The organism is Pseudomonas sp. NPDC087615 (assembly GCF_044743445.1).
GTDB lineage: Bacteria > Pseudomonadota > Gammaproteobacteria > Pseudomonadales > Pseudomonadaceae > Aquipseudomonas > Aquipseudomonas baetica_A.
This window is the reverse complement of record NZ_JBIUWM010000028.1, coordinates 25,293-40,036: the sequence shown is the minus strand read 5'-3', so window position 1 is coordinate 40,036 and position 14,744 is coordinate 25,293. Positions and strand designations below refer to the sequence as shown.

General features: G+C 59.6%; 19 protein-coding genes. 18 read left to right on the top strand and 1 reads right to left on the bottom strand.

The features are described from left to right. The 18 genes from ACIOU6_RS15645 to recX all read left to right on the top strand — a co-directional run bounded on the left by ACIOU6_RS15645 (position 1) and on the right by recX (position 13,356). A complete protein-coding gene (locus tag ACIOU6_RS15645) occupies positions 1 to 1,044 on the top strand; it encodes a phage baseplate assembly protein (protein ID WP_221732488.1) in 1,044 nt (347 codons plus the stop codon). A 141-nt stretch (positions 1,045 to 1,185) separates the two neighbouring features. Further along, positions 1,186 to 1,695 (top strand): phage baseplate assembly protein V, encoded by a 510-nt coding sequence (locus tag ACIOU6_RS15640; RefSeq protein ID WP_221732489.1) that lies wholly within the window; start codon positions 1,186 to 1,188, stop codon positions 1,693 to 1,695. Then, positions 1,695 to 2,093 (top strand): phage GP46 family protein, encoded by a 399-nt coding sequence (locus tag ACIOU6_RS15635; RefSeq protein WP_221732523.1) that lies wholly within the window; start codon positions 1,695 to 1,697, stop codon positions 2,091 to 2,093. Before ACIOU6_RS15640 ends, ACIOU6_RS15635 begins: the two co-directional genes overlap by 1 nt. Then, positions 2,083 to 3,129: a baseplate J/gp47 family protein gene (locus tag ACIOU6_RS15630; RefSeq protein WP_221732490.1), complete on the top strand. Its 1,047-nt coding sequence runs from the start codon at positions 2,083 to 2,085 to the stop codon at positions 3,127 to 3,129. The genes ACIOU6_RS15635 and ACIOU6_RS15630 overlap by 11 nt, the downstream gene beginning before the upstream one ends. Beyond that, positions 3,117 to 3,716: a YmfQ family protein gene (locus ACIOU6_RS15625; protein WP_221732491.1), complete on the top strand. Its 600-nt coding sequence runs from the start codon at positions 3,117 to 3,119 to the stop codon at positions 3,714 to 3,716. The genes ACIOU6_RS15630 and ACIOU6_RS15625 overlap by 13 nt, the downstream gene beginning before the upstream one ends. Before the next feature lie 11 nt (positions 3,717 to 3,727). Beyond that, positions 3,728 to 4,885, top strand: coding sequence for a phage tail protein (locus tag ACIOU6_RS15620; protein WP_401137645.1), 1,158 nt, complete (start codon positions 3,728 to 3,730; stop codon positions 4,883 to 4,885). Next, the gene (locus ACIOU6_RS15615) at positions 4,882 to 5,397 is read left to right on the top strand and encodes a phage tail protein (protein WP_401137643.1); all 516 of its coding nucleotides are present in this window, start codon (positions 4,882 to 4,884) and stop codon (positions 5,395 to 5,397) included. Before ACIOU6_RS15620 ends, ACIOU6_RS15615 begins: the two co-directional genes overlap by 4 nt. 129 nt (positions 5,398 to 5,526) lie before the next feature. Next, on the top strand, positions 5,527 to 6,624 hold the full coding sequence (locus ACIOU6_RS15610) for a phage tail protein (protein WP_401137640.1): 1,098 nt from the start codon (positions 5,527 to 5,529) through the stop codon (positions 6,622 to 6,624). Between the two features lie 7 nt (positions 6,625 to 6,631). Next, entirely contained in the window at positions 6,632 to 7,198 is a 567-nt protein-coding gene (locus ACIOU6_RS15605; RefSeq protein ID WP_401137638.1) for a tail fiber assembly protein, read from the top strand. A 22-nt stretch (positions 7,199 to 7,220) separates the two neighbouring features. Next, complete coding sequence (locus ACIOU6_RS15600; protein ID WP_401137635.1) at positions 7,221 to 8,147, top strand: hypothetical protein; 927 nt, start codon at positions 7,221 to 7,223, stop codon at positions 8,145 to 8,147. After that, positions 8,147 to 8,599 carry a phage tail assembly chaperone gene (locus tag ACIOU6_RS15595; RefSeq protein ID WP_401137633.1) on the top strand — a complete coding sequence of 151 codons (453 nt, stop codon included), beginning with the start codon at positions 8,147 to 8,149 and terminating at the stop codon, positions 8,597 to 8,599. Before ACIOU6_RS15600 ends, ACIOU6_RS15595 begins: the two co-directional genes overlap by 1 nt. A 54-nt stretch (positions 8,600 to 8,653) precedes the next feature. Next, positions 8,654 to 9,550, top strand: coding sequence for a gp53-like domain-containing protein (locus tag ACIOU6_RS15590; protein WP_221732497.1), 897 nt, complete (start codon positions 8,654 to 8,656; stop codon positions 9,548 to 9,550). Continuing rightward, positions 9,551 to 9,997 carry a hypothetical protein gene (locus tag ACIOU6_RS15585; protein WP_401137630.1) on the top strand — a complete coding sequence of 149 codons (447 nt, stop codon included), beginning with the start codon at positions 9,551 to 9,553 and terminating at the stop codon, positions 9,995 to 9,997. It abuts the gene before it with no gap. A gap of 113 nt (positions 9,998 to 10,110) precedes the next feature. Further along, complete coding sequence (locus ACIOU6_RS15580; protein ID WP_401137627.1) at positions 10,111 to 10,677, top strand: glycoside hydrolase family 19 protein; 567 nt, start codon at positions 10,111 to 10,113, stop codon at positions 10,675 to 10,677. Beyond that, a complete protein-coding gene (locus ACIOU6_RS15575) occupies positions 10,656 to 11,174 on the top strand; it encodes a lysis system i-spanin subunit Rz (RefSeq protein WP_221732500.1) in 519 nt (172 codons plus the stop codon). The genes ACIOU6_RS15580 and ACIOU6_RS15575 overlap by 22 nt, the downstream gene beginning before the upstream one ends. 68 nt (positions 11,175 to 11,242) lie before the next feature. After that, positions 11,243 to 11,743, top strand: a complete 501-nt coding sequence (locus ACIOU6_RS15570) for a CinA family protein (protein WP_401137625.1) — start codon at positions 11,243 to 11,245, stop codon at positions 11,741 to 11,743. An 83-nt stretch (positions 11,744 to 11,826) separates the two neighbouring features. After that, complete coding sequence (recA, locus tag ACIOU6_RS15565) at positions 11,827 to 12,879, top strand: recombinase RecA (protein WP_221732502.1); 1,053 nt, start codon at positions 11,827 to 11,829, stop codon at positions 12,877 to 12,879. A gap of 9 nt (positions 12,880 to 12,888) precedes the next feature. After that, positions 12,889 to 13,356: a recombination regulator RecX gene (gene recX / locus ACIOU6_RS15560; protein WP_221732503.1), complete on the top strand. Its 468-nt coding sequence runs from the start codon at positions 12,889 to 12,891 to the stop codon at positions 13,354 to 13,356. Between the two features lie 55 nt (positions 13,357 to 13,411). Here recX and ACIOU6_RS15555 read toward each other — a convergent pair whose 3' ends face one another. Then, positions 13,412 to 14,530 (bottom strand): TIGR00730 family Rossman fold protein, encoded by a 1,119-nt coding sequence (locus ACIOU6_RS15555; RefSeq protein WP_401137623.1) that lies wholly within the window; start codon positions 14,528 to 14,530, stop codon positions 13,412 to 13,414. Positions 14,531 to 14,744 lie beyond the last annotated feature (214 nt).

Below are 14,744 nucleotides of genomic sequence, written 5' to 3'. Positions count from 1 at the left end.
ATGAGCGAGATGGATAACCGCGTCACGCTGACGGTCAATAACATGGAATACGGCGGCTGGAAAAGCGTGGAAATCAGCGCTGATCTGGAGCGCCAGTTCCGTACTTTCAAACTCGACATCACCTGGCAATGGCCAGGGCAGACGGTGGATCAGCGGATCAAACCGGGCGACCCGTGCGAAGTGAGAATCGGCCAGGATCTGGTGCTCACCGGTTACGTTTTCAAGGCGCCGATTCGTTATGACGGCCGGCAGATCAGCCTGAGTATCGAGGGCAGTTCCAAGACTCAGGACCTGGTCGATTGCGCCGCCACCAACCGACCCAATCAATGGCAGGAGCAACCGTTACTGAGCATCGTGCAGGCACTGGCGATGGAGTATTCGCTGATGGTCGTCAACGAAATCCCCGAGACCGCACGGTTGACCAAACACACGATCGTGCCGGGAGAAACAGTCTTTCAGTCGATCGACCGTTTGCTCTCGCTGTTGCGGGTGTTTTCCACCGATGACGAGCAGGGCCGGTTGGTGTTGGCCAAGCCTGGCAGTGGCGGGCGCGCTAGCGATGCGCTGGAGTTGGGCAAGAATATTTTGTCGGCCAATGCAGCGATGGATCAAAGCCAGGTGTTCTCCGAATACCGAGTGATCGGCCAGCAGAAAGGCTCGGACAAGAAGAGCGGGGCGGCGGTCAGCGAAGTTGAATCCACGGCGGCCGACCTGACCTTCAAGCGGCGGCGTACCACGATTATTAACGAGGGCACGGCGCTGACTTTCGAGCTGGCCCAGCAACGGGCCCAATGGGAGAGCGCCACCCGCATGGGCCGGGCGCAGTCCACCACTTATCAAGTGCAGGGATGGCGCCAGTCCAACGGTGATCTGTGGCGTCATAACACGCTGGTGAAGGTCAAGGATCCGGTGCTCGATTTCGATGGCGACATGCTGATCTCCAAAGTGACGTATTCGCTGTCGGCGCAGGGCTCGGTGACGACCCTGCAAGTGGCTCCGCCGCATACCTTCGATCCCGATCCAATCCCCCCGAAAAAAACCTGAGCCTGACACCCGACCCTGTGGGAGCGGGCTTGCTCGCGAAAGTGTCGGCAACGCCAACATCCCTTTGACTGACCCACCGCTTTCGCGAGCAAGCCCGCCCCCACGTTTGTTCGTGTCGGGGCTGCTCTTTGAGGACAATTCATGAGCCTACTGACACGCCTGCTGGCGCGCGGCACTGTCGTGCTCGCCCATTCGGCATCCAAGCTGCAATCGCTGCAAATGCGCCTCACCGCTGGCGAAGTGAACGATGACATGGAGCACTTCGAACCTTACGGCTTTACCAGTAACCCACTGGCCGGCGCTGAAGGTGTTGTCACGTTTATCGGCGGTGACCGTTCACACGCCATCGCCCTGGTGATCGCCGACCGCCGTTATCGCCTGCAATCGCTGGCCTCCGGTGAAGTGGCGATCTACACCGACGAAGGCGACAAGATTCACTTCAAGCGTGGCCGGATCATCGATATCGAAACCGCCACCCTGAACATCCGCGCCACGACCGCTGTGAATTTCGATACGCCGGTGATCAACCAGACCGGCAAGATCGTTTCCAGCGGCGACCAACTGGCTGGCGGCATCAGCCAGATCAAACATGTGCACGTCGGTGTACAGGCCGGCAACGGCCAGACCGGTGCACCGGCAGGAGGCCAATGATGTTGATCAGTCAGAACCTCCACGCTGCGCTGACCCGCGCCGTGCTTATCAGCCTGTTCACCTGGCGCCGTGCCGCCGATGACGACGCCCTCGACGACGACGAACGCTACGGCTGGTGGGGCGACACATTTCCCACCGTCGCCGACGACCGCATCGGTTCGCGATTGTGGCTGTTGCGCCGGGTCAAGCTGACCCGCCAGACCCAGATGGACGCCGAATTCTATGCCCGCGAAGCCCTGCAATGGCTGATTGACGACGGCCATTGCAGCGCCATCGACATCATCAGCGAACGCCTCGACGCCCAGCGTCTGAACCTGCGCACGGTCCTGACCCTGGCCGACGGCGAACGTCTGGACATCAACCCCGATAACAGTTGGCAGGTGATCTATGCCGTTTGAAACCCCTTCGCTGCCGGTGCTGATCAAGCGCACCCAAAGCGACCTGGCCGGCGATTCGCTGCGCCAGTCCGATGCGCAAGTGCTGGCCCGTGCCCTCGGCGGCGCCGCTTATGGCCTGTACGGTTACCTCGACTGGATTGCCGAGCAGATTTTGCCGGACAAAGCCGATGAATCGACCCTGGAACGCATCGCCGCATTGCGCCTGAATCAGCCGCGCAAACCCGCGCAAGTGGCCACCGGCAGCGTCAGTTTTACCGCGACGGCCGGCGCTGTTCTGGACGCCGACACACTGCTGCAATCAAGCGATGGTCGCACCTACAAAGTCACCGCTTCGCGCACCACGGTGAATGGCAGCAACAGCACCACCATCGCCGCACTCGACGCCGGCAGCCTGGGCAATGCTGATGCGGGTCTGGCACTGACGCCGGTGCAACCGATTGCCGGTGTCGTCGGCAACAGTTTCTTGGTGCTGGCGCCGGGTCTCAGTGGTGGGGTGGCGCGGGAAAGCCTGGAGTCGCTGCGCTCGCGGGTGATCCGTTCCTATCGCGTTATCCCGCATGGCGGCTCGGCCAGCGACTACGAGACCTGGGCGCTGGAAGTGCCGGGCGTGACGCGCGCATGGTGCCGGGGTGGTTTGCTCGGGCCGGGCACGGTAACGGTGTTCATCATGCGTGATGAAGATCCGCAACCGGTGCCCAACGACGAGCAACTGGCCGAGGTTCAGGACTACATCGAACCGCTGCGCCCGGTGACCGCCGAGGTCCATGTGCAGCGACCGATCCAGGTGCCGGTGGTCTATCGCTTCAAAAGCGTCAACCCGGACACCACCGCTGTGCGCGCCGCCGTCGAAGCGCAACTGCGCGACCTGCACAACCGTGAAGCCGACTTGGGCGTGCCGCTGCTGATCAGCCATATCCGCGAAGCCATCAGCAGTGCCGGCGGTGAATACGATCACACGTTGACCGCACCGGCCGCTGATGTACCGGCCGGTCAAAGCGAATTGCTGACCTTCGGAGGTTGCGTATGGGGGGCATAAGAACCGCCGCGCAATATCAGGCGCAACTGCGCGCCCTGCTGCCGAGCGGCCCGGCATGGGACCCGGAGCATGTGCCGGAACTCGAAGAAGTGCTGCAAGGCGTCGCCGTCGAACTGGCCCGCCTCGACGCCCGCGCCGCCGACCTGCTCAACGAAATGGACCCGGCCGGCGTCAGCGAGCTGGTGCCGGACTGGGAGCGGGTGATGGACCTGCCCGACCCATGTCTGGGCGCCACGCCATTGTTCGACGACCGCCGCCTCGCCGTACGCCGCCGCTTGCTCGCGGTCGGCAGCCAGGCCGTCGGCTACTACCTCGAAATCGCCAAAAGCCAAGGCTACCCCAACGCCACCATCACCGAACACGAAGCCCCACGCATGGGCCGCGCGCGCTTCGGTGCCGCGCATTGGGGCACGTGGGAAGCGCAGTTCATGTGGACGCTCAATACCGGCGGCCGCCTGCTGCTCGGCCGGCGATTCGGCGCGAGTTACTGGGGCGAGCGCTTCGGCGTGAACCCAGGCTCGGCACTGGAATGCCTGATCCACCGCAGCGCACCGGCGCATACCAAGGTGCACATCAATTATGACTAGGGAGTGATGGGATGGATTATCCGAAGAGTGTGCCCAGCGCCGGTTTGGTGAATGGGAAGTTTGTTGATGAGAACCCGTTGATGGGGACGCCGGGGTCGTTGATTCCGGCGGAGTGGGGGAATGGGGTTACGCAGGAAATTATCAACGTGATCAAGGCCGGGGATCTGACGCCGGACGAGAAGAAATACGATCAGTTGTTGCAGGCGATTCAGTCGGTGACTGCCAAGGGATGGAATCAGGATCTGGCGTTGCCGCTGGTGGCATTGCCTTTGCCAACCGTTGCCACGGCAGATGCCCGGTTACCCATCACGCCTGCAGCCGGATCGGCCAATGGCGGGAGAGTGTCGGTGCCGGCGGGAGTTTACGTCAGCATTGGCCAGGAAGTGGTGGCCGGTCAGTTGGGGCGTTCGCGTACGTTCACGACTCAGGCCTGGAGCAGTGCAGACCTGTTGCCTAGCTCAAGCTACTTTCTGCGGGCGCAGGTGGTGGGCGGTGTGCTGAGTTTTTATACCCAGCGCGGGACGATTTTCGACGTGGCGCCCGAGTCTCTGAAAGGAACGGCCAACGGCGCTGCTGGCGGTGGTTTCCAGAGTTCGGTGCTGGACATGTGTTTGGCCTGGGTGGTCACCGGTGCGCCGGGCTCCGTGCCGACGGTGCGTGCGATCTACAACCGAGCGCGCTTGACCTGGACTCAAACTGTCAACGGCACCGGTGCGGTGTTTCTGCCACTGGACCCCCATGCCCGTGCAGCGCGGCTGGTGGTAGGCAATCCGACGCCCTCATCGACGGCCGTTACCAGCGTTGCGTTTCCGGCGACCGGATGGGCTGGGGGCAACTACAGCTACCTTTCCCCCGTTTCAACGGGCGTTTCCAATAATGCGGGAGGCTGGAACCCGGCCACTCTGCAACCTTGCGTGATATTCACCAACAATATCGTCAACGACGTCACGGTCTCGACGCTGACCGCCAGTTTTGATCACGCCAACCTGCGCTCGCTCTGGCAGTCCTATCAGGCCGAGCACAATCTTGGGCAATCCAATGCCGAGAGTGATGAATTGCTCTTCAGCATGGGGATCAAAAGTCATCCGTTGACCGACTACAGCGCGGGCATCGCGATCAATTTCGGGGACGCCGTGAACGTCCAGTTGCAGTGGGAGCTCATTCGATGATCGTCATTCAGGAACTCCATCAGATTGACGGTGAGTTGCGCCCCGCGCAGCCGTCTGCCGCCCATGACTGGAACGGTGAACAGTGGGTCGTCAATCCGGAAAAAGTCGCGTTGCTGGAACAGCAGGAAGCCGAACGTTTGTGTGCCAGGGTCGATGCAGTCGCCGACAGTGCCCGCACACAACTGGCCGGCGACCCGCTCAAAGCCATGGAATACGCCCAGGCCGCAGCGGACGCGCAGGCCTATCAGGACGCCGGTTACCCGAAAAAGGAAGTGCCACTGTCGGTCGCTGCCTGGGTCGCCAAAGGTCGCACGGCGAAACAGGCAGCCGAGCAGATTCTCGGCAAAGCCGAACAGCTCACCGACCACTTGCTGACGCTGCGGACTTTGCGCCTGAAGGCTAAAGAGCAAATCCGCGCGCAGGCGTCCAAGGGCAAGATCGATCTGGCTCGCAATGTTGCCGATGAGGCCACTGTGGCGATCCGCGAAATGGTCAGCCAACAGGCCATTTAAGACGCCAACCTGCTTCAGCCAAGCCCACTTCACCGTGGGCTTTTTATTTTCAGAAACTGACCGTGGACGAGGTTGCAATGGCAGCGCTCGGGACGCGGTTCATTTGTATTTCAGAGGAACAAAAGACCTATGGACTATCCAAAAAGCGTCCCCAGCGTCGGCCTGGTCGATGGCCGATTCGTCGATGAAAACCCGGTGGCGGGCACGCCGGGTTCTTTGATTCCGGCGGTGTGGGGCAACAGTGTGACTCAGGAACTCCTGAGCGTGATTAGCGGCGGTGGGCTGGTGGCTTCTGAAGCGGATAACAGCCAGTTGTTCAAGGCGATACAGGCGATTGTTGGCAAAGCCAGTCCGATGCGTACGCAGATTACTCGTATTACCGCTTCAAAGGTGCTCGAGGCGCAAGAGCTCGGCCTGGTTTTGATTGATGGCAGTCCGGGCGCGATGACCGTGACGCTCCCCGCTGCGGACCCAGGGCTCGGCGTGCGCGACGTGATTGTGCGCCGAGTGGACAACTCGGTTAACCGCTTGGTAGTTCAGGCTTCGGGCAGCGACCGGATTCGCTTTCATACCCATCTGTCGGCGGGCGGCTATCCGTTTCTGGTGCTAATGGGCAGTGGTGACTGGTGGCAGCTGCGCAGTGACGGTGCGGGCAGTTGGTGGCCGGTAGCGCGTTTCGACAATACCCCGTTGGGCCGACTCTCTTTCGAAACTTCCACAGCGCTCCACCCCGGCGGTTATGGCCTGCTCAATGGTTATTTTTTCAAACGCGCGGAGTGGCCTTGGCTGTGGGACTTTGCCCAGGCCTCAGGAACCTTGACGACGGAAGCTGCACGTTTTGGCAGAGAGGGTGCTTGGACCAGCGGCGATGGTGTGACGACCTTTCGCATTCCAGAGGCTCGCGGGGAGTTTCTGCGAGTCCTTGATGAAGCCCGCAGCGTGGATGTCGGGCGGCTCGCCGGCAGTCTGCAGAGCCATGCCCTGCAAAGCCATAACCACTATCTGCCGACCAGCACGGGGTCCTCCAATCGTCCCGCGCCTGCGATCCCTGATCCGGTCTGGAATGTTTCCAGCGACGTCAATTTTTATCCTACCAGCGGAACCATCGCGACGACGTATCCGAATCCGGCATTCGATTCCGATACCTTCATCGGCACTGTCGGCAATTTTTCGGCGGAGACACGTCCGCGAAATATCGCTTTTCCTGGCCGTATCAAACTGATCTGAGGTGCACATGTTCAATTACCTGATAGACGACAGCGGTGCATTGACGGGCCCTATTGAGTTTCCGCTCGTGCCGGGGATCGGTCTGCAACTGCCAGGCAATGCCGTGACGTTGAGCATCGAGCTTTCTCCAGCGCCGTCCGGTTTTGCCTGGGCCTACGTTAACGGCGCTTTGCGACAGCAGGTCGATTTGCGCGGCGATGTTTATCGTACCGACACGGGCATCCGGGAAACCTGGACAGCGTTGGGCAACTTACCGGAAGGCTTCACTACGATGCCGTGGCCGGGCGGGTTTCATGTTTGGGCCGACAATGCCTGGCAGATTGATGAGCCCGCCCGACTGGCGGATCTCAAGCGAACCGTTTGCGCTCAGCGCGACACTCTGCTGCGCGAAGCCGTCCTGCGCATCGCCCCCCTTCAATATGCCGAGGACATCGGCGATGCCAACCATGACGAACAACTGCTGCTGCTCGAATGGAAGCTCTACAGCGTTGAACTCAACCGTGTTGAAAAACAGGCCGGTTTCCCCGAACAAATCACTTGGCCGACTGTGCCTGGCGTAACCGTAGACAGCTGATTGCTGCACAGGGAGAAGTGCAATGGACTATCCAAAAACCATCCCCGGTGTGGGCCTGGTCAACGGCGGTTTCGTTGATGAAAACCCCGTGGCCGGAACTCCGGGCTCGTTGATCCCTGCTGCCTGGGGCAACAGCGTGACACAGGAAATTCTCAATGCGATCAAAGCGGCCGGACTGACGCCGGATGAAGCCAAAACCGATCAATTGGCGACGGCGATCGGGGCCCTGGTCGATTTCACCAAACTGAAAAACACCCCGACGAGCTTGAGTGGCTACGGCATCACCGACGCGGTGGGGCGGCTACTGGCGGTCAGGCAATTCGAGACGGTCGGGATTACGGTTTACAAGCCCAATCCCAAAGCCAAACGCATTCGCGTTCGCTTGGTGGGGGCGGGTGGATCCGGCGGCGGTTGTGCACCTGTCGCTGCGAATTATCAAAGTATCGGCGGCGGCGGTGGTTCGGGAGCCTATGCGGAAAGCCTGTATGACGTGATCCCGGAAATGTTGGCCGGTGTGCCAGTTTCGCTGGGTGCAGGTGGCGCAGCGCGTAACGCGATGGGGCAGACGGGTGGAGGCGCATCCTTTGGTACTTACATGAGCGCGGCGGGTGGAGCAGGTGGGCAAATTCTTACCTGTGCTGTAACGGCAACGGCCGTCGGTTTTGTTCAGGGTGGCGCCGGAGGGCAGGCCGTGACCGGTGGCAGTCTTTCCAATGCTCGAGGCATTGGCGGTGATTACGGGATGTACAACGCCAATTGGGGAGTGCTTGCCGGGGCGGGGGGCGCCAGCCCGTTTGATGGTGGTGCCACCCGCGTGGGCGTAAATGGAGCAGGTGGTTCTGGCGGTCGTGGCTCGGGTGGTAGCGGTTCTTGCTCGACCAATGCTTCCGCGTCAGTGCTCAGCGGCGCTGGCGGCAACGCCTTTTGTGAAATCTGGGAGTACGAGTAATGGCCCGTTATGCACGAGTGGAAAACGGTGTTGCGGTCGAACTGATCGATACCGGTGACTACCTTATCACCCAACTGTTCGCTCCAGCCTTCGTCGAGTCGATGGTGGCGGTTCCGGAAGGCATGAAGGTCGAAATCGGTGCGCCGGTCGGCGAACTTCTTCCTGGCAATGAGCCGTCGCTCGTAACAGAAAATCCTGTGGTTATCCCGAAGGCCGCAGTCGAAGAACAAGAGCCCTTGACAGCGGCGCGCACTTGGCGTCAGTCCAGTCTTTCCTCCACCGAATGGTGGGTGACTCGCCATCGCGATGAACAGGAACTCGGCCGGGGCACGACGCTCAAGGCCCAGCAATATCTGGAGCTGCTTGAGTACCGGCAAGCGTTGCGTGACTGGCCCGAATCCGGCGCCTTCCCGGCAGCGGTGTCTCGACCGAGAGTGCCGCAATGGTTGTAGGCCGATGCGGGATAAAGCCCCGCGCGAATGTATTTTTAGATCAGGAGATGAGTCATGGATTATCCCAAGAGTGTTCCCAGCGCCGGGTTGGTGGATGGCAAGTTCGTAGATGAGGATTTGTTGACGGGCAAACCGGGATCATTGATTCCGGCCAGTTGGGGCAATGGTGTTACGCAGGAATTGTTGACGGTCATCCAAGGCGCGGGCCTGACCCCGACGGAGGCCTCCAATAATCAACTACTCAGTGCGCTGCGCAGTAACAACCTCTTCGTGACTGCCCCGCAGTTTGATAAAGGGAGAACGGTCGCTACTACCGAGTTCGTGGTCCGCGCGGGATTGCAGTTTTCCGGATTCATTTCATACGCGACGAGCACTGCCCTGACCATGGCCAACGTTGGGGGCGTGGCGAGTTTTTCCAGTGCAACGCCGATCACGGCAACGCTGCCCTCCATTAATGGCATCACCCATGCCAGCACACTTCACGTAATCAATGCGGGCAACGGTGTGCTGACCATCAATCCCGCCGCTAACGAACAAATTGAAACCTGTAACGGTACGATCGGTTCGTTGAAGCTCGGTCTCGGTGATTCCGCGTGTCTGATCAAACTTGCCAACCAATGGCGGCTGTACGGAGGGTCGGTCAGCGATCGGTTCGCCACCGCCCATTCCGGCATTAACGGCAACGTCGGCTATCAACGGTTTGCCAGCGGCAACATAGACCAATGGGGCGTCGGCACAACGGATGCCAAGGGCGAAGTCGACATCACATTTCCAATTTCCTTCCCTACTTCGTTTTCTTCACTAGTGGCCACCCATGCGGGCGGCGACGGGGCAATGGTCATCCTGCTCGCGGGCTCAGGAAAGCAACAAGGCTGCAAGCTCAAGGTTCGTGATTTCGGCGGTAACCTTGCAGCGGGCTGGGGAATCAATTATTTCGCGAAGGGCTATTGAATGAATTTGCATAACGTTTTGTTCAGCGCCAGCACCCGGGGCGTTTATGTACCGGGTATCAACTCCTCCGACATTCCTGCTGATGTCATCGAGATTCCTCAGACTTATTGGATTTCGCTGCTGCAACAACTGGCCGTCACTGCAAAAGTGATTGGAGTGCGCGCGGATAACGGCTACCCCATTCTTGTCGATCCACCGCCGCCGTCGGCAGAAGAAGCAACCGACATTGAGCGCCGCTGGCGTACTGCGCAATTAGCCGCCACCGACGGCTTAGTGGCGCGTGACCGCGATGAATTGGAAGACGGTGGCGGTACCACACTGACCACCGAGCAATACGCCGAATTGCAAACCTATCGCCGTGAATTACGCGACTGGCCTCAGGGTTCCTTCTTCCCGTTCAGCGAGCATCGTCCGGCAGCGCCGCGCTGGTTGGAAGGAGCGCTTTGAATCTGCAGGCATCAAGGTCAATACCGGTTCCCGAAAACTCCGGCAAACAATGGCTGGCAGGCATTAACCCCCAACCATGATTCAATCGGAGCATCCAGGGAGGATTACGCATTATGCAAATAACTGAAAACAACCTTATCAACATCATTCCCAACGCCCGCTCCCAAGCGGGCGTTTTTGTTTCTGCGCTCAATAACGCCATGGCCAGGCATCGCATCGACTCGCCCAAGCGTATCGCTGCATTCCTCGCGCAGATCGGCCACGAGTCGGGGCAGTTGCAGTTCGTGCGCGAATTGGGCAGCAACCAATATCTGAGCAAATACGACACCGGGACCCTGGCGTTACGTTTAGGCAACACGCCAGAGGCTGACGGCGATGGGCAAAAATACCGTGGCCGTGGGCTGATCCAGATCACCGGGCGCGCCAACTATCGTCAGTGCAGCCTTGGCCTGTTCGGTGATGAACGCCTGTTGTCCTTGCCTGAGCTGCTGGAAAAACCGCAATGGGCGGCCGAGTCTGCGGCATGGTTTTGGGAAAAGAACGGCTTGAACGAACTGGCCGACCGCGAACAGTTCAACACCATCACCCGCCGCATCAACGGCGGGTTGAACGGTTTGCAGGACCGCTTGGACATTTGGGCGCGGGCGAGGGCAGTGCTATGCCAATCCCCTGGCGAGTGATTGGCGTCTTGCTGCTGGCCTTGGGGGCGGCGGCGCTGGCCTGGCAGTTTCAGGACTGGCGTTACGGTCGGCAGTTGGCCGAGCAGGCTCGGTTAAACGCCGAAACGCTCAATCAACAGACCACGGCCGCCGCCACCGCACAACAGGCCGAACAGGATAAACGTCTGGCGCTGGAGCAACGCCTTGCGGCCAGTGAACAAACCCACTATCGAGCGATGAGCGATGCCCAACGTGATCAGGATCGCCTGCGCGATCGTCTTGCCACTGCTGATGTGCGCCTGTCAGTCCTTCTCGACACCGGCGACGTTGCCCAAGGCTGCCGGGTGCCAGCCACCGCCGGTACCGGCGGCGTGGATCATGCAACCGTACGCGCCCGACTTGACCCGGCGCATGCTCAACGAATTGTCGCCATCACCGACACCGGCGATCGCGGACTGATTGCCTTGCAGGCCTGTCAGGCCTATGTCAGAGCATTGGCGCCTGAACATTTTGAATGAGTCTGTGTATTGAAAGCGCATCCGGCTCGTGTACGGTGGTACGCATTCCACACGATCCGGAGAGCACCTTGAAAGAGATCACTCAATTGGCCGCCGAGCTGGGCCGACGTCTGCAAGTGCTCAATGCCCACGTCACCACGGCCGAATCCTGCACCGGCGGCGGCATTGCCGAAGCCATCACACGGATACCGGGCAGCTCGGCGTGGTTCGAGGCCGGCTATGTGACCTACTCCAACCGCCAGAAAACCCAGCAACTGAATGTGCCGGCCGAGTTGTTCGAAACGGTGGGTGCGGTTAGTCGTGAAGTGGTTGAGGCCATGGTGTGCGGCGCCCAGGACAAAAGCCTGGCGCGGTTCGCCGTGGCCGTCAGCGGCGTGGCCGGCCCCGACGGCGGTACACCGAACAAGCCTGTGGGCACGGTGTGGCTGGCGTGGGGCGTCGGCGAAGCGGTTTCCAGCGAGGTTCAGCACTTTGCCGGTAACCGCGATGAAGTCCGCCGACAAACGGTGAAGGCCGCGCTAGAGGGGCTCCTGCGACTAGCGGCAAGAGAAATCGAAAATCAGGGGTAGGCGATCCACGAACGCTGTGGAATAATACTGGCTACTTATACAGGTGTTGGCCGTCAGGCCTTATTGATTACGTGAGGACTTTAATGGACGACAACAAGAAGAAAGCCTTGGCTGCGGCCCTGGGTCAGATCGAACGTCAATTCGGCAAGGGTGCCGTAATGCGTATGGGCGATCAGGACCGTCAGGCGATCCCATCCATCTCCACTGGCTCTCTGGGTCTGGACATTGCACTCGGCATTGGCGGCCTGCCAAAAGGCCGTATCGTTGAAATCTACGGTCCTGAATCTTCCGGTAAAACCACACTGACGCTGTCCGTGATCGCCCAGGCTCAAAAAGCCGGCGCGACCTGCGCATTCGTCGACGCCGAACACGCCCTCGATCCTGAGTATGCCGGCAAACTGGGTGTAAACGTCGACGACCTGCTGGTTTCCCAGCCGGACACCGGCGAACAGGCCCTGGAAATCACCGACATGCTGGTGCGCTCCAACGCTGTTGACGTGATCATCGTCGACTCCGTGGCGGCATTGGTGCCTAAGGCTGAAATCGAAGGCGAAATGGGCGACATGCACGTCGGCCTGCAAGCCCGTTTGATGTCACAGGCGCTGCGTAAAATCACCGGTAACATCAAGAACGCCAACTGCCTGGTCATCTTCATCAACCAGATCCGTATGAAGATCGGCGTGATGTTTGGTAGCCCGGAAACCACCACCGGTGGTAATGCGTTGAAGTTCTACGCATCGGTTCGTCTCGACATCCGCCGTACTGGTGCAGTGAAAGAAGGCGACGAAGTGGTGGGTAGTGAAACCCGCGTCAAGGTTGTGAAGAACAAGGTGGCTTCGCCGTTCCGTCAGGCCGAGTTCCAGATTCTTTACGGCAAGGGCATCTACCTCAATGGCGAGATGATCGACCTGGGTGTGCTGCACGGTTTCGTCGAGAAGTCCGGCGCCTGGTATGCCTATGAAGGCACCAAGATCGGTCAGGGCAAGGCCAACTCGGCCAAGTTCCTCGCGGACAATCCTGAAATAGCCACCAAGCTCGAGAAACAACTGCGTGACAAGCTGCTGGCTCCCGCAGCAGACGTCAAGGCTTCGCTGGCCAAGGATAAAGTTGACGATATGGCCGATGTCGACGTTTGAAGTCGTTGAATGACACTTGTACTCGATACCCTCGTCGCGGTGCGGCGAACTGCCATGGACCTGCTCGCACGTCGTGAGCACGGTCGAGTCGAGCTGACGCGTAAACTGCGACAGCGCGGCGCTCCGGCGGAGATGATCGAAACAGCCCTGGACCGCTTGACGGAAGAAGGGCTGCTTTCGGAGTCTCGTTACCTTGAAAGCTTTGTTTCCTACCGCGCCCGTTCCGGTTATGGCCCTCTGCGAATCCGTGAGGAACTGAGCCAGCGCGGTTTGCAACGTGCCGATATCGAACTCGCCTTACGCGAAAGTGGTATCAGGTGGCAGGAGCAACTTCAGGAAACGTGGCAGCGAAAGTTCTCCGGGCATCTGCCGATTGATGCCAAAGAGCGGGCCAAACAAGGTCGGTTCCTGGCGTATCGGGGCTTCTCGATGGAGATGATCAACCGCTTGTTCAGCGGCAGAGGGATGGACGATTAAAACGGTTAAACAAAAACGGCCCGCTATGAAAATAGCGGGCCGTTTTTTTTTGCCTTCAAATTACCTTCGAGGGCTCTCGGTTGCGTTGCGCGGTTTGCGGTTTGGAATGGGCCCAGTTTTCCGGCAAGTTGATGTAGTCCACCAGCTCCCTTAAGCGTCCGTGATTGCGGGCATTGAAGGCGAAGGCCAATCGCGTCAGGTGGCTGAACTGTGCCTCGTCGTGTTCCTCACCATTGTAAGTGTGTTGATGGAACTGGTCGCTCAAACACAAATCGGCAAAGGCTTCCTGCAGATGCGCCAGCGCCTGGTCGCTGAGCTTGTGGTTCATGCGGATCACAAATTGACGTTTGAGCCAGCGGCTGGAGTGGAAGTTACTGTAGAACTGGTTGATCTCTTCTACTGCCTCCTCGACGGAGTAGACGAGCCGCATCAGCTTCATGTCTGTCGACAGGATGTAGTGGTTGTCTGCCAGTTGCTGGTGGATGAAATCAATCGCACCCTGCCAGAAGGTGCCACCCGGTGTATCCAGCAAGACCACCGGCACCAGTGGGCTTTTGCCTGTCTGTATCAGCGTCAGCACTTCCAGTGCTTCATCCAGTGTGCCGAAGCCGCCAGGGCACAGCACCAGTGCATCGGCTTCCTTGACGAAGAACAGCTTTCGGGTGAAAAAGAAGTGGAAGGGCAACAGATTGCCGGTGCCGCCCACGGTGGGATTGGCATGCTGCTCGAAGGGCAGGTTGATGTTGAAGCCCAGGCTGTGATCGCGACCTGCCCCCTCATGCGCGGCGGCCATGATGCCGCCACCTGCCCCGGTGATGACCATCATTTCCGAGCGCACCAGCGCTGCACCGAGTTCCCGGGCCATGGCGTACAGGGGATGTTCGACCGGCGTGCGCGCCGAGCCGAAGACGGTGACTTTGCGTCGGCCCTTGAATTGCTCCAGCACCCGAAACGCCTCCTCCAACTCGCGCAGGGCTTGCAGGGTGATCTTGGCATTCCATCGATTGTGATCTTCCTGAGCCATACGCAGCACGGTCAGGATCATGTCGCGATAGATAGGGATATTGGGGCTATTGGGTGAAACGCGGTTGAGTTGTTCTTCGACCTTGATGACGAGGTCGGGGCCGCTTTCCTGAAAATGACGGCTTAAGAGGTCATTCGGTTGGTAAGGCATTCAACGTCTCCTTCTGCACAGAGCTTGTGGCCCTGACGAGCGGCGTCAGTGCCGCGCTGCAAAAACACACAGTCGGCAGTTCCTTTTCTGCCGTTAACAAGTGATCGGGAATACTCTGAATCTAGACCCTTGTGCGCGATTGCGCCGACTCGATCATTGCGCCGCACGTCCAGACTGGCAATCGCTTATTGATTTTTACGCGATGACAGCACCG